This window comes from Escherichia sp. HH41S (genome assembly GCF_009820115.1).
Classification (GTDB): Bacteria; Pseudomonadota; Gammaproteobacteria; order Enterobacterales; family Enterobacteriaceae; genus Escherichia; species Escherichia coli_F.
In genome coordinates this window covers 1-371 of record NZ_VNXE01000118.1, presented here as the reverse complement: position 1 = coordinate 371, position 371 = coordinate 1, and the positions used below count along the sequence as shown (strand labels likewise).

Genomic DNA, 371 nt, shown 5'->3' with positions numbered 1-371 from the left:
GTGCCGGAACCGGATAAGGGTTCAGACATACTTTTTTCTCCTGTAAATAAAAAAGGGCCACCAGCGGCCCGTAAAAACACCCCGTCAAAGGCACCCGCAGATGCCTTTTGTGTGGTGTTATTCAGATTTACGTAGTAAAGGCCGGAGCACGACCAGCGCCATCGCCACCAGCACGCCATCTGCCAGCACCGACATCAGCCGTCTGGTGAAATCCACCGCCACTACCAGAAACAGCAGGATGGCAGCCAGCACAAGGCGCGCACTTTTCACAGGTACTGCTCCAGCGGTAGCTGAAGCGCCTGAGCAATTTTCTTGAGTTGTGCTTCTTCATCCGGACCAATGCCATCCTGGTCAGCGATATCAAGGCACAG

The 371-nt window shown here is 54.2% G+C and carries 1 protein-coding gene and 1 pseudogene; both read right to left on the bottom strand.

Annotated features, from left to right (window positions below):
• Positions 1–117: 117 nt before the first annotated feature.
• On the bottom strand, positions 118–270 hold the full coding sequence (locus FQZ95_RS21920) for a DUF3927 family protein (RefSeq protein WP_139715491.1): 153 nt from the start codon (positions 268–270) through the stop codon (positions 118–120).
• Positions 267–371, bottom strand: a pseudogene (locus tag FQZ95_RS21915) (tellurite/colicin resistance protein); the annotation flags it as partial. The gene FQZ95_RS21920 and the pseudogene FQZ95_RS21915, both read right to left, overlap by 4 nt.